General features: G+C 67.6%; 12 protein-coding genes. 8 read left to right on the plus strand and 4 right to left on the minus strand.

The annotated features are described in order from the left end of the window. Nucleotides 1-179: 179 nt before the first annotated feature. Nucleotides 180-668, plus strand: a complete 489-nt coding sequence (locus ACFWPK_RS04460) for a DUF2505 domain-containing protein (protein WP_378913160.1) — start codon at nt 180-182, stop codon at nt 666-668. 106 nt (nt 669-774) lie between these two features. Then, the gene (locus ACFWPK_RS04465) at nt 775-1956 is read left to right on the plus strand and encodes an Ig-like domain-containing protein (protein WP_378913465.1); all 1182 of its coding nucleotides are present in this window, start codon (nt 775-777) and stop codon (nt 1954-1956) included. A 61-nt stretch (nt 1957-2017) separates the two neighbouring features. On the opposite strand, the gene ACFWPK_RS04470 is transcribed toward ACFWPK_RS04465, so the two are convergent. Beyond that, on the minus strand, nt 2018-3451 hold the full coding sequence (locus ACFWPK_RS04470; RefSeq protein WP_378913161.1) for a DHA2 family efflux MFS transporter permease subunit: 1434 nt from the start codon (nt 3449-3451) through the stop codon (nt 2018-2020). Nucleotides 3452-3456: 5 nt separating this feature from the next. Next, complete coding sequence (locus ACFWPK_RS04475; RefSeq protein ID WP_378913162.1) at nt 3457-4059, minus strand: NADPH-dependent FMN reductase; 603 nt, start codon at nt 4057-4059, stop codon at nt 3457-3459. Nucleotides 4060-4230: 171 nt separating this feature from the next. On the opposite strand from ACFWPK_RS04475, the gene ACFWPK_RS04480 reads away from it, so the two are divergent. Then, nucleotides 4231-5589 carry an MFS transporter gene (locus tag ACFWPK_RS04480; protein ID WP_378913163.1) on the plus strand — a complete coding sequence of 453 codons (1359 nt, stop codon included), beginning with the start codon at nt 4231-4233 and terminating at the stop codon, nt 5587-5589. A 77-nt stretch (nt 5590-5666) separates the two neighbouring features. On the opposite strand, the gene ACFWPK_RS04485 is transcribed toward ACFWPK_RS04480, so the two are convergent. Together ACFWPK_RS04485 and ACFWPK_RS04490 are read right to left on the minus strand one after the other, a co-directional pair. Then, nucleotides 5667-6083, minus strand: a complete 417-nt coding sequence (locus ACFWPK_RS04485) for an MscL family protein (protein WP_378913164.1) — start codon at nt 6081-6083, stop codon at nt 5667-5669. A 357-nt stretch (nt 6084-6440) separates the two neighbouring features. Then, the gene (locus tag ACFWPK_RS04490; RefSeq protein WP_378913165.1) at nt 6441-7175 is read right to left on the minus strand and encodes an SDR family NAD(P)-dependent oxidoreductase; all 735 of its coding nucleotides are present in this window, start codon (nt 7173-7175) and stop codon (nt 6441-6443) included. Nucleotides 7176-7310: 135 nt separating this feature from the next. Between ACFWPK_RS04490 and ACFWPK_RS04495 the strand changes: the two genes are divergently transcribed. From ACFWPK_RS04495 to ACFWPK_RS04515, 5 genes are all read left to right on the plus strand, one after another. Next, a complete protein-coding gene (locus ACFWPK_RS04495; protein ID WP_378913166.1) occupies nt 7311-8129 on the plus strand; it encodes an alpha/beta fold hydrolase in 819 nt (272 codons plus the stop codon). Between the two features lie 118 nt (nt 8130-8247). Continuing rightward, on the plus strand, nt 8248-9261 hold the full coding sequence (locus tag ACFWPK_RS04500; RefSeq protein ID WP_378913167.1) for an alpha/beta hydrolase: 1014 nt from the start codon (nt 8248-8250) through the stop codon (nt 9259-9261). A 409-nt stretch (nt 9262-9670) separates the two neighbouring features. Then, on the plus strand, nt 9671-10651 hold the full coding sequence (locus tag ACFWPK_RS04505) for an alpha/beta hydrolase (protein ID WP_378913168.1): 981 nt from the start codon (nt 9671-9673) through the stop codon (nt 10649-10651). A gap of 139 nt (nt 10652-10790) precedes the next feature. Further along, on the plus strand, nt 10791-12155 hold the full coding sequence (gene mshA, locus ACFWPK_RS04510) for a D-inositol-3-phosphate glycosyltransferase (protein ID WP_378913466.1): 1365 nt from the start codon (nt 10791-10793) through the stop codon (nt 12153-12155). Beyond that, nucleotides 12152-12646, plus strand: coding sequence for a YbjN domain-containing protein (locus ACFWPK_RS04515; RefSeq protein WP_378913169.1), 495 nt, complete (start codon nt 12152-12154; stop codon nt 12644-12646). Before mshA ends, ACFWPK_RS04515 begins: the two co-directional genes overlap by 4 nt. Nucleotides 12647-12692 lie beyond the last annotated feature (46 nt).

Here is a 12692-nt window from a genome sequence, read left to right on the forward strand (position 1 = left end):
GCGCCTCGGTGGTCGCGCATTCGGCGAGCAGCGCGGGCCCGCCGACCCGCAGGGTCGTCAATTCGGACAAACGCACCGAATCGCGGACCGTCGCGCCGGTATCGGCAAGCAGGTCACGCAGCTGATCGGAGGACACCACCCGTGTTGTACGCACGTCCGCAGACGGTACCGTGTCGAGCATGGCTACACCTCTGGCGTTCACTGCCGGCTATACGCATTCCGTCGATGCGGTGCGCGCGGCGTACTCCGACGAGCAGTACTGGAAGGCCCGGATCGCCGAGGTCGGCGGCCCAGGGGCCCGGCTCGACGCCTTCGCCGTCGACGGCGACCAGATCCGTGTCCAGATGGTGCAGTCCATCCCCGCCGATCAGCTCCCGCCCGCCATCACCGCCGTGCGTCCCGGTGACCTGGTCATTCCGCGCACCGAGACCTACACCGGCACCGGCGGCATCTTCGAAGCCCACGTCGACGGCGCCCCCGCGGTGGTCCGCGGCACGGTCACCATGGCTCCCGACGACGGCACCGGCTCCACCACCGCCATCAACGGCACCATCGAGGTGAAGATCCCGCTCTTCGGCGGCAAGATCGAAGCCGCCATCTCGGAGCGCCTGATCGAACTCCTCGGCAACGAGGCCACCTTCACCGAGGAATGGCTCAACCGGTCGTAGCGGTTTGCGGTGAGACCGCGCTCACGGGGTGCGGGTCGGTAGCTCGGCGTACATTCGATGCGTGAGCAAACATTCGGTAACCGGTCTGTTGCGCGCGCGGCGGGATTTGTCGGCGCAGGGGCGTGAAAGGGGCGTTCGGGGCGGGCGGGCCGTGGTTGCGGTGATCTTGCTGGCAGTGCTGACCGGGTGCACGATCGACCGGCCGAGCAAGGACGCCGAGGCGGCGGAATCGGTCGCGCAGGTCACCATCGCGCCCGCTCCGGGAGCTACCGATGTCGATCCGGTCGCGCCGGTCTCGGTGACGGTCGCCCATGGCACGATCGACCAGATCGCCCTCACCAACGCGGGCGGCAAGCAGATCACCGGTCAGCTCAGCCCCGACCGCACGACCTACAAGGTCTCCGAACCGCTCGGCTACGGCGCGTCCTACACCTGGGCCGGTACGGCCATCGGCGCCGACGCGAAACCGATCCCGATCGACGGCACCTTCACCACGATCAGTCCGCAGTCGACCATCCCGGCCACGATCAATATCGGCGACGGCCAGGAGGTCGGGATCGGCGCGCCGATCATCCTGAAGTTCGCAGGGCCGGTCACGAACAAGGCGGCCGTGGAGAAGGCGCTCACTGTCACCACCGACCAGAGCACCGAAGGATCCTGGGCTTGGCTGCCCGACGACGGTGGCTCGCGGGTGCACTGGCGCCCGAAGAACTACTGGACTCCCGGCACCACCGTGCACGTCGCCGCGAAGCTCTACGGCGTCGACCTCGGCGGCGGTGCGTACGGCGACTCCGATGTCACCTCCGACTTCACCATCGGCCGCAGCCAGATCGTCATCGCGAATGCTCCCAGTCACCGCATGCAGGTCGTGCGCGACGGCGCCACGATCTTCGACTTCGCGGTGTCCTACGGCGAAGGCAACGAGGCGCGCAATGTCACCCGCTCGGGCGTGCACATCGTCACCGAGAAGTACGAGGACTTCATGATGTCGAATCCGCCGTACTACACCAACGTTCGCGAACGGTGGGCCGTCCGTATCTCCAACAACGGCGAATTCATCCACGCCAACCCCGAATCCCTCTCTGCGCAGGGTTCCTCGAACGTCACCAACGGCTGCATCAACCTCTCACCCGGCGATGCCCAGGCCTACTTCCCGACCGCCCTCTACGGCGATCCGGTGGAGGTGACCGGAACCTCGATCGAGTTGTCCCAGGCCGACGGCGACATCTACGACTGGGCCGTCGATTGGCAGACGTGGAAGTCCATGTCCGCCTTGCCCGCCGAATAGCCCGCCGATGCCGTCGTGCCGCGGTCGTTCCGACTGCCACGGCACGACGGCTCGGCCTGCCCTAGCGCCGGGGCAGCAGCAGCGCCGGGACGAGCGCCAGCGCGATCATGACGGGCGCGATCAGGTAGGTGTGCTGGAACGCGTCGGCCAGGGCGGGGGCGAGTTCGGCCCGCTGGTCCGCCGTCATGGCGTGCAGCGCCTGGAGTCCACCGGCCACCGGGAGCAGTGCGCCCAGTGTCACCGAGGCCACCGCGGTGCCGATCGCCATCGACGTGGTGCTGATCATGTTCAGTACCGTCGACCCGGCAGGCTGCTGCTCGCGGCTCAGTGGCCGGGTCGCTGTGGTCATCACCGGCATCATGGTTGCGCCGCCACCGGCTCCCATCAGCACCATCGTGAGGCAGAGCGCCCAGTACGGCGCGTCCGCGTCGAGTTGGATCACGAACAGCACGAACCCGGTGAGCGCTACCGTGATCGACGCGGGCAGATAGCGGCCGGGCGGAATCCGATCGATCAATCTGCCCGCCACCTGCATCGTCGCACCCGACGCCAGAGCGAACGGAATCCCCAGAGCGCCCGCCACCAGCGCCGACTCACCGCGCACGATCTGGAAGTACAACGGCAGCAACAACATCGATCCGAAATAGCCGCCCGCGAATACCGCCAGCAGTACCGCGGAGGTGCCGGTCGTCCGGTTGCCGAGCACGCGCAGGTCCAGCAGCGGCACCGAGGTGGTCAGTGAACGGCGCACGAACGCGGCGATCAGACCGGCTCCCACCAGCAGCGGCACCAGTACTGCGGGTGTGGCGAACCCGGCGCTCTCACCCGCGGCGGTGACGCCGTAGATCACCAGCGCCAAGCCGGGCGACATCAGCAGCAGCCCACGCACATCGAGCGCGCGTGGCGGTTCCGGCGTGTCATCGGGTACCACCCGAGCGGCCAGCACCAGCACCAGCGCGCCGAGCGGCAGATTGATGAAGAACATCCACCGCCACGACACCTCGTCGATCAGGTAGCCACCGATCACGGGGCCGAGCAGCGGGCCGACCAGAATGGCCAACCCGAGCGTGCTCATCAACTGCCCCAGCCGATCCGGCCCGGCCGCGCGCAGCAGGATCGTCATGGCGACCGGCATCAACAGCCCGCCGCTCGCACCCTGAATCAAGCGAAAAGTGATGAGCGACTCGATGTTCCACGACAGCCCGGCCAGCACCGAACCGACCACGAACGCGCTGATCGCGGTCAGGTACAGCCGCTTGGCGCCGAACCGGCCGACCAGCCATGCCGAGGTCGGCACCACCGCGCCGAGGGCGAGCGAGTAGCCGGTGGCGACCCACTGGATCGTGCTCAGGCCCGCGTGGAATTCCATCGACAGTTTGTTGATAGCCACGTTGACGATGGTCTGATCGAGCGTCGCCATGATCATGCCGACCACGAGGACCAGGGCCACGCGCATCGGGTTTCGGGTGGTGACCGGTGCGGTGGTAGTGATCATCGCGGTCACTTCCCGTACGGGTTGGCGACGCGTGCGGCGCGCAGGGCCTCGCCCCACCAGCTCAGCTGATCGAGCATGGTCGCGGCGGCGGCGTCGGCGTCGTTCGGGGCGGCCAGCTCGCCCGCCTCGTCGAATCGGCCCCACGGATTCGGGAAGCAGACCGAGTCGCGCACGGTGACCGCGTGGAGTTCGGCGAAGACCGGGCGCAGGTGTTCCACGGCGCGCAGCCCGCCGGAGATGCCGCCGTAGGAGACGAAGCCGACCGGCTTGGCCTGCCATTCGGCGTGGTGGGTGTCGATCAGGTTCTTCAGCGAGCCCGGGTAGCTGTGGTTGTACTCGGGTGTCACCACGACGAACGCATCAGCGCGCGCGAGCTTTTCGGTGGCTTCGGTCACAGAGGGGTGGTCGGTGGCGGCGCCGAACGCGTGCGGCAGTTCGACGCTCGCGGTGTCGACGACATCGACGGTGATCGTGTCGCGCAGTGCGGCCTGCCGGACGAACCAGCCCGCGATCGTCGGACCGAAGCGCCCTTCCCTGGTACTGCCGATGACGACCGCGAGCCGCAGCGGGCTGATTGTGGTTCGGACGTGGTCAACCGTGGCGCTCATGACGTTCCTCTTCGTCGGTGACGGCCCTCGGCCGCCGCTGCGCTCTACCGTCCTACCTCAACGGTCCTTGAGGTCAAGTCGAAGGAAATTTCGATGGCTCGGGAATATTTTCCGGCCTATGCTGCTTATTGCATTCATACGCAGATAAGCAGCCTTGAAAGGGCAGGCATCATGACCACCTCACTGTTCGCCCACCGCGACTACCGGCTGCTGTTCACCGCCCAGGTCGCGGCCCTGTTCGGTACCGGACTCACCACCGTGGCCCTCGGTCTGCTCGCCTACGAACTGGCAGGCGGCAACGCGGCCATCGTGCTCAGCACCGCGTTGACGCTGAAGATGGTCGCCTATGTGACCGTCGCGCCGATCGCGGGCGCCTACGCGGGCCGGCTGCCGCGCAGGCAGTTCCTGATGGCGCTCAACGGTATTCGTGGCGCGATCGTGCTCGCCCTGCCCTTCGTCGACCAGATCTGGCAGATCTACGTGCTCATCACGCTGCTGCAGATCGCCTCGGCCGCCTACACCCCCACCTACCAGGCGATTCTGCCCGACATCCTGCCCGACGAACGCGACTACACGAAGGCGCTGTCGGCCGCTCAGCTCGCGGCGACCATGGAAACGCTGCTCAGCCCGATGCTGGCGGCCCTGGCCCTGAGCCTGATCAGCTTCCACTGGCTGTTCGTCGGCACCGGTATCGGCTTCGCGGTGTCGGTCGCCCTGGTGCTGGCCGCGCGCATTCCGAACGCGGTAGTCGGCGACGGCGCGATCAAGGAACGGCTCGTCGCCGGGCTGCGGCTGTTCGCGGCGACTCCGCGGCTGCGTGGACTGCTCGGGTTGAACCTGGTGGTCGCCGCCGCCGGTTCGGTCGTGATGGTCAACACCGTGAACTACGCGCGGGATGTGCTCGGCGGCAATCAGTCCGGCGTCGCGCTACTGCTGGCGGCGAACGGCCTCGGCACGATGTTCATCGCCCTCACCCTGCCCCGGATTCTGGACCGTCGCGGCGAGCGCCCGGTCATGCTCACGGGCGCCGCCGTTCTCCTCACCGGACTGACCGCCGCACTCGTCCTGTCGACCCTGCCGACCGGCGAGTGGCACTGGCCCGCCGCACTCACCACCTGGGCCGTCATCGGTGCGGGTACCGCCCTGATCCTCACTCCCACCGGCCGCGTGCTGCGTCGTTCCACCCGCGCGCAGGACCGCCCCGCCCTGTTCGCTGCCCAGTTCTCCCTGTCCCACCTGGCCTGGCTGATCACCTACCCGATCACCGGCTGGCTGGCCACCACCGCGGGTTTCACGGCCACCTGGGCGACCCTCGCGGTGATCGCCGCCCTCGGCACCACCGCGGCGATCCGGCTGTGGCCGCGCCACGACCCGGCCGAGATCACCCACGTCCACGAACTCGGCTCCGTCGACCCGGCGATCCTGGTCGACGCGATCCAGATCGGCCCCCGCCACTTCCAGCACACCCACTCCTACGTCATCGACGCCAACCACCCCCGCTGGCCGACGAAGACCCCGGCATACGCCTGAACCGCCCCGGATAACGACCAACCCCCGACCATGCCCGGTCGGGGGTTGGTCTTCTGTCGATCAGCCGGATCGGGCGACTAGGCCTCGACGGACTGGCTCGCGCGTTCCTTGCTCAGCTCGACGGTCTCGTCGGTGGTCAGACCCTGCTGCTTGGCCAGCAGATCGCGGATCTCGATGAGCAGTTCGGTCTCGGTGGGCTCGGCGTCCTTGGTGGTGCCGAACTTGTTCTTCAGCGACTTCATCGGCAGCATCAGCACGAAGTACAGGACCGCGGCGACCATGAAGAAGTCGATGAACGCGGTGATGATCGGGCCGAACGCGATGAACGTCGCCGGCTTGTCGGCGATCAGCTGGACACCGAGGCCGAGCTCATTGGTCGAGCCGAACACCGCGAGCAGCGGGTTGATGAGCCCCTTGCTGAACGAGGTGACCACCGCGGTGAACGCGGTACCCATCACGACCGCGACCGCGAGGTCGATGACGTTCCCGCGCATCAGAAAATCTTTGAACCCACTGAAAACGGACTTGATACCGAGCATCGAACTTCGACTCCTATGACTGGCTAACGGCAAACGGCGATGTTAACGGCCGGTCGCTCGGCACGGCGAATTCACGGCAACGCCCGAGCGACTCGCTCCCAGTATCAATTCCCGCTACCGACCCCGCCACCCGAACGGCGATCGATCCTGGATCCGCCTACAGCGCCCGGGAATTGGCCCCCGGCTCAGGGTGTCGGGTGAGGTCCACGCGCCTGGATGACCCTGAATCGTGGGTGACGAGGTTCACGTTTGCACGGAGATAGTGCTCCAGAACTGGGAAAACGGCTCGAGTGGTGCCGTCCGCCGACGTCCTCAGGAGCGGCGGGCGAAGGAGCCGGGACCTGCCTGATCGCGGGGTTTGACGACGATGGTGTCGAGGTTGACGTGGGATGGGCGGCTGGCCACGAACCCGACGATTTCGGCGATGTCCTGGGCGTAGAGCGGGTCGATGCCCTCGTAGACCTTGGCGGCGCGGTCGGCGTCGCCGTCGAAGCGGACCAGGGAGAACTCGGTCTCCACCGCGCCGGGGGCGATCTCGGTGAGGCGGACCGGCCGGCCGAGCAGCTCGCCGCGCAGGGTGCGGTGGGCGACAGCCTGGGCGTGCTTGGCGGAGGTGTAGCCGGAGCCGTTGTCGTAGGTGTGCAGGGCGGCGATGGAGGTGATGGTGACGATCAGGCCGTCGCCGGACGCGATCAGTTTGGGGAGCAGCGCCTTGGTGACGCGCAGGGTGCCGATGACATTGGTCTCCCACATCCAGCGCCAGTCGTCCAGGTCGGCGTCGATGACCGGGGCCATACCTTTCGCGCCGCCCGCGTTGTTGACCAGCACGTCGACGTGGTCGATCGCGTCGGTGAAGGCGCGCACCGATTCCTCGGAGGTGACATCGAGTTCGATCGCGGTGCCGCCGATCTCGGTGGCGAGGCGCTGCACCCGGTCGAACCGGCGGGCACCCACATAGACGTGATAGCCCTGCTTGGCCAGTTCCCGGGCGGTGGCTTCACCGATCCCCGAGCTGGCTCCGGTGACGACGGCGGTGCGAATGCTCATGTTTGCCGATCTTATTCGCCCGGTATTTCCGGTCGCCATGGCTCCGATCACGGTGACGCTAGGCGTACCTCCGCCTTCGCTCCGGCCATGCGCAGCTGAGGAACGCTTCGCGACCGCGCCGATTAGCCTGACGGTATGGCTATTCGCGATGCTGTCAGTGCCGATGGAACGAGGATCGTCTACCGGGTGAGCGGTACCGGTAGACCGCTGGTGCTCTTGCACGGGTGGGCTGGGAATCTGCGGTGCTGGGGGGCGGCCGCGGACGATCTGGCCGAGCGGTATCGGGTGATCGCGGTCGATCTGCGCGGGCACGGGTACTCCGACGATCCCGGCGCCGGTTATGACGATCCCAAGGCTTGGGCGGGCGATGTGGCCGCCGTGCTGGCCGCGGAGGGTGTCGACGCCGGTGCGGTGCTGCTGGGCTGGTCCTATGGCGGGATCGTCGCCACCGACTACCTCGCCACGTATGGCACCGCGGCTGTCGCGGGCGTTGTCTACTGCGGTGCGCCCGCGCACATCGGCCGCGATGTGCCCGGTGCGGCGCCCGGACCCTCGATGGAGAAGGCGATTCCGGGGGTGTTCGACGAGGCCGCCGGGCGGGCGGTGCGCGCGTTCGCGGTGTTCGGCAATGCCAATACCGGGCCGGGTGAGGACAAGGGTGTCGATGCGCAGCGGCTGTTCGGCGGCAGTCTCGCGACTCCGCCCTCGGTGCGCAAGGCGCTGTTCTACCGCACGATCGACAACACCGAAACCCTTCGCGCCCTTGATGTTCCGGTTCTCGTGCTGCACGGCACCGATGACCCGGTGGTCCCGGCGGCCAATGGTCGGTACATCCTCGACAATGCCCCTGACGCCCGCGGTTCCTTCTGGGAAGGCGCGCAGCACGGGCTGTTCATCGAGGACCGGCCGCGCTTCCTTGCCGAGGTCAGCGCGTTTATCGATGCTCTGGAGTGAGCTCGGCGCACCTCACCCGCTCTGAATCGACAATGTTTCAGAAACATGTTCGGGTCGGGTGAGGTCGACCTACTCTGAGTCGACGGCCATGTCCCGCGGCCGGGCATGGAGGTGGCGCATGAGCGTCTTGACGCGTTGTGTGCTGGTTCTCGCGGCGGGCTTGGCGTGGGCCGCCCCGGTTGCCGGAGCGAGCCCGGCCCCCGACGCCGTGCGGCTGATTTCCGTCGCGCCCGGTCCCGGCCGGGTCGTCGAGCTGGTGGTGCATTCGGCCGCCATGGCGAAATCGGTGACCGTCGCGGTGCTGCCCGCGCCCGACCGCTCGGCGAACGCACCGGTTCTGTATCTGCTCAACGGCGTGGACGGTGGCGTCGGCCCCACCGGTGACTGGCGCGACGGCGGCAACTGGCTCACCCGCACCGACGCCGACACCTTCTTCACCGACAAGCAGGTCACCGTCGTGATGCCGATCGGCGGCGCGGGCAGCTACTACGCCGACTGGCGCGCCGACGACCCCGTCCTCGGCCGTCAGCGCTGGACCACCTTCCTCACCCGCGAACTGCCCCGCGTCATCGACACCGAGTTCCACGGCAGCGGCGCCAATGCCATCGCTGGCGTGTCGATGGCGGGCACCGCGGCCTTTCAGCTCGCGCTCGCGGCACCCAAGCTCTACAAAGCCGTCGGCTCCTACAGCGGCTGCGTCTCCACCAGCGGTCCGCAGGGCCACGCCATCGTCAACACCGTCGTCTCCGGCCAGAACGGCGACCCTGTGAACATGTGGGGACAACCCGGCGACCCGCTCTGGGCCGCCAACGACCCGTTCCTGCACGCCGAGCGCCTGCGCGGCCTCGCCATCTACGTCTCCTCCGGCACCGGCCTGCCCGGTTCGCTCGACACCGTCGACGGACCTGGGCTACAGGGTGATTCGATGAAGCTCCTCGACCAGCTGATCGTCGGCGGCGCCCTCGACGCGGTCACCGCCCTGTGTACCCAGCAGCTCGCCACCCGCTTCCACGACCTGGCCATCCCCGCCACAGTCGACCTCCGCCCCGCCGGAACGCACTCCTGGGGCTACTGGCGCGACGATCTCCGGCACTCCTGGCCGGTGTTCGCCGCGGCGTTGCGCGTCGGCTGAACCTGCCCGCGTGCGGGTTGCGCCTGCGGCTCGAGTCGTGCTGACTTCGCCGCCGGTTCCCGCTGTGCGAATAAGTTCGCAGGCTCGTTGTGTCATAATTCGCAATTCACGGCATCGGTCGAAATGGTCCGACCGGTCTCCTTATGTCGGAGAAAATCTGCAGGGCGGTGTGTGCTCAGAAGTTGCATCGCAGACATATTTGCGCTGGTAGAGGCGGCGATGTGATTGGTCTGCGGCGCTGACGTGATCGGCCTGTGATTGTGCTCGCTAACCAATCGGATCGAACGTCCAGGTTTCGGGAAAATCTTCTGGGAATCGTCACAGACTTCCGCTGAATTCATGTGTAGCGTTCTGGAATGTCGTTGGATCGTATGTGGAGAAGAGGATTCGGCGTCGAGAACGGAGTTCGATGATGTTTGGTCGGGCAGTGGGCGCACGGGTTGCGGTGGTCGTGTTGGGCTTGTTGGCCGGTGTCGTGGTCGGGGTGCCCGCGGGCGCCGATCCGGGGGCGGCGCGGATCGAGGATCAGCGGGTCGAGCCCGATCGCACCATCGATGTGGGCGTGTACTCACCGGCGATGGACATCGTCACCCGGGTGCGGGTGTTGCGGGCCGCGGATCCGAAAGAGCCCGCGCCGACGCTGTATCTGCTCAACGGGGTCGGCGGGGGCAGCGACGGCAACTGGCTGGACCGCACCGATGTCGTCGAGTTCTTCAAGGACAAACAGGTCAATGTGGTGATCCCGTTCGGCGGGGCCGGAAGCTATTTCGCGGACTGGCGGACCGACGACCCGGTGCTCGGCAAGCAGCGGTGGACCACCTTCCTCACCAAAGAGCTGCCGCCCGTGATCGACAAGGAGTTCGACGGCACCGGCGCCAATGCCATTGCGGGCCTGTCGATGGCGGGGACCTCGGTGTTCCAGCTCGCGCTGTCGGAGCCGGGGCTGTACCGGGCGATCGGGTCCTACAGCGGGTGCGTGCGCACGAGTGATCCACGCGGACAAGCGATTGTGCGGACCGTGGTGGGCAGCAGGCTCGGCAACGCGGCCAATATGTGGGGCCCGCCCACCGATCCCGCGTGGTCGGCCAACGACCCCTATCTGCACGCGGAATCGTTGCGCGGCACCGACGTCTACATCTCCTCCGGTACCGGCATTCCCGGCCCGTACGACAACATCGGCGCCCGGATGGACCCGATGCAGTTGCTGTTCGGCGCCGGGCTCGAAGCCGTCACGAATCTGTGCACCCAGCAGCTGCGCGATCGGCTGCAATCGCTCGGCATCCCCGCGACAGTGGATCTGCGCCCCAACGGCACCCATTCGTGGGGCTACTGGGAGCAGGACATGCACAAATCGTGGCCCGTGTTCGAGGCGGCGCTGCACCGAGCGTGACGGCCGAAAACCGCTCGCGCTCCGGCGGCGGATCGGGCAGGCTCGACCGCGACGAGTACGTGAACTCACACGCGTTCGCGCTGTGACAGCCGTCACCGAACCCGGTAGGGGCAACGGTGGCGGCGTCGCGGCGTGCACACTGGAGGGTGTGAGCCAGCGTCGTCCCGATCTTTTGCCCCATCGCATCGCGGTGTTATCGGTGCATACCTCGCCGCTGGCGCAGCCCGGCACCGGGGACGCGGGCGGGATGAACGTCTACGTGCTGCAAACCGCGCTCGAGCTGGCCAAACGGGGCACCGAGGTGGAGATCTTCACCCGCGCGACCTCGTCGGAACTGCCGCCGGTCGCCGAGGCCGGACCCGGCGTGATCGTGCGCCACGTGGTTGCCGGGCCGTTCGAGGGACTCGACAAGCAGGAGCTACCCACTCAGCTGTGTCCGTTCACCGCCGAGGTGCTGCGGCAGGAAGCGCGGCACCTACCGGGCCACTACGACCTCGTGCACTCGCACTACTGGCTCTCCGGCCAGGTCGGCTGGCTCGCGCGCGACCGCTGGCGGGTGCCGCTGGTACACACCGCGCACACCCTCGCCGCGGTGAAGAACGCCGCGCTCGCCGAGGGTGACACCCCCGAACCCGAGACCAGGGTGATCGGCGAGAAGCAGGTGATCGCCGAGTCCGACCGGCTCGTCGCCAATACCGGTGACGAAGCCCGTCAGCTCGTCGACCTCTACGGCGCCTCGCCCGATCGCATCGACGTGGTGCCGCCCGGCGCCGACCTGACCCGCTACCGGCCCGGCGACAAGCTCGCCGCGCGCACCGAACTCGGTCTGCGCGCCGACGAGCAGATCGTCGCGTTCATCGGCCGGATCCAGCCGCTCAAGGCCCCCGACGTGCTCGTGCGGGCCGCGGCCGAGCTGCTTTCCCGCGATCCGAGCCGCAAACTGCGCGTGCTGATCGTGGGCGGACCGTCCGGTACCGGCCTGGCCAGGCCCGACGCGCTGATCGAACTGGCCGCCGACCTCGGCATCGCCGAACGGGTCACGTTCCTGCCGCCGCAGCCCGCCGACAAGCTCGTGCAGGTGTATCGCGCGGCCGATGTGGTCGCCGTGCCCAGCTACAACGAATCCTTCGGCCTGGTCGCCATCGAGGCACAGGCCAGCGGCACTCCGGTGCTCGCCGCCGACGTCGGCGGTCTCGGCACCGCGGTCCGCAACCACGAATCCGGCCTGCTGGTGCCGGGGCATCGCACACCCGACTGGGCCGACGCGCTGGCCGCCCTGCTCGACGATCCCGACCGGCTGACCCGCATGGGCACCACCGCCGTCGAGCACGCGAGCCGGTTCTCCTGGGCGCACACCGCCGACGGCCTGCTAGACAGCTACGCTGCCGCGATGGCCGGATTCAGAACCGGACGCGAACGCGGTCCGATCGCCCTGCACGCGGGCGAGACCAGGCAGGCCAGATCGCGGGCGCTGTTGCGGCGCCGGACGGGAGTGCGCAGGTGAGCGCCGTTTCACAGGTTATCGACGACACGCTGCGCGATCGCGAGATCGAATACACCCGCCACGCCGACGACACGTTCATCGTCGTGCTGCCGGGGGAGCGCAAGCTGAAGACCTCGGTGATGCTGACCGCCGGCTTGCACGGGGTCCGCATCGAATCGTTCGTGTGCCGCAAGCCCGACGAGAACTTCGAAGGCGTCTACAAATACCTGCTGCGCCGTAATCGCCGCCTCTACGGCGTGGCCTACACCCTCGACAATGTCGGCGACATCTACCTGGTCGGCCGCATGTCCGCCGAGTCGGTCACCGCCGACGAACTGGACCGCATCTTCGGTCAGACCCTCGAAGCGGTCGACGCCGACTTCAACATCCTGCTCGAGCTGGGGTTCGCCGAATCCATTCGCAAGGAATGGAAATGGCGGGTCTCGCGCGGTGAGTCGCTGAAGAACCTGCGTGCCTTCGAGCACATCATCGACGAAGCCGACAAGGTCTGAAAACAACGATGCCGGGCAGGAAAGTTCCTGCCCGGCATCATTTTTC

This window comes from Nocardia sp. NPDC058519 (assembly GCF_042719755.1).
Lineage (GTDB): Bacteria > Actinomycetota > Actinomycetes > Mycobacteriales > Mycobacteriaceae > Nocardia.

Excerpts from the sequence above, each read along its gene's own strand:
- ACFWPK_RS04490 (WP_378913165.1), bottom strand. The coding sequence starts at position 7,175 with ATGAGCATTCGCACCGCCGTCGTCACCGGAGCCAGCTCGGGGATCGGT.
- ACFWPK_RS04485 (WP_378913164.1), bottom strand. The coding sequence starts at position 6,083 with ATGCGCGGGAACGTCATCGACCTCGCGGTCGCGGTCGTGATGGGTACC.
- ACFWPK_RS04495 (WP_378913166.1), top strand. The coding sequence starts at position 7,311 with ATGGCTATTCGCGATGCTGTCAGTGCCGATGGAACGAGGATCGTCTAC.
- ACFWPK_RS04470 (WP_378913161.1), bottom strand. The coding sequence starts at position 3,451 with ATGATCACTACCACCGCACCGGTCACCACCCGAAACCCGATGCGCGTG.
- ACFWPK_RS04500 (WP_378913167.1), top strand. The coding sequence starts at position 8,248 with ATGAGCGTCTTGACGCGTTGTGTGCTGGTTCTCGCGGCGGGCTTGGCG.
- ACFWPK_RS04480 (WP_378913163.1), top strand. The coding sequence starts at position 4,231 with ATGACCACCTCACTGTTCGCCCACCGCGACTACCGGCTGCTGTTCACC.
- ACFWPK_RS04505 (WP_378913168.1), top strand. The coding sequence starts at position 9,671 with ATGATGTTTGGTCGGGCAGTGGGCGCACGGGTTGCGGTGGTCGTGTTG.
- ACFWPK_RS04460 (WP_378913160.1), top strand. The coding sequence starts at position 180 with ATGGCTACACCTCTGGCGTTCACTGCCGGCTATACGCATTCCGTCGAT.
- ACFWPK_RS04475 (WP_378913162.1), bottom strand. The coding sequence starts at position 4,059 with ATGAGCGCCACGGTTGACCACGTCCGAACCACAATCAGCCCGCTGCGG.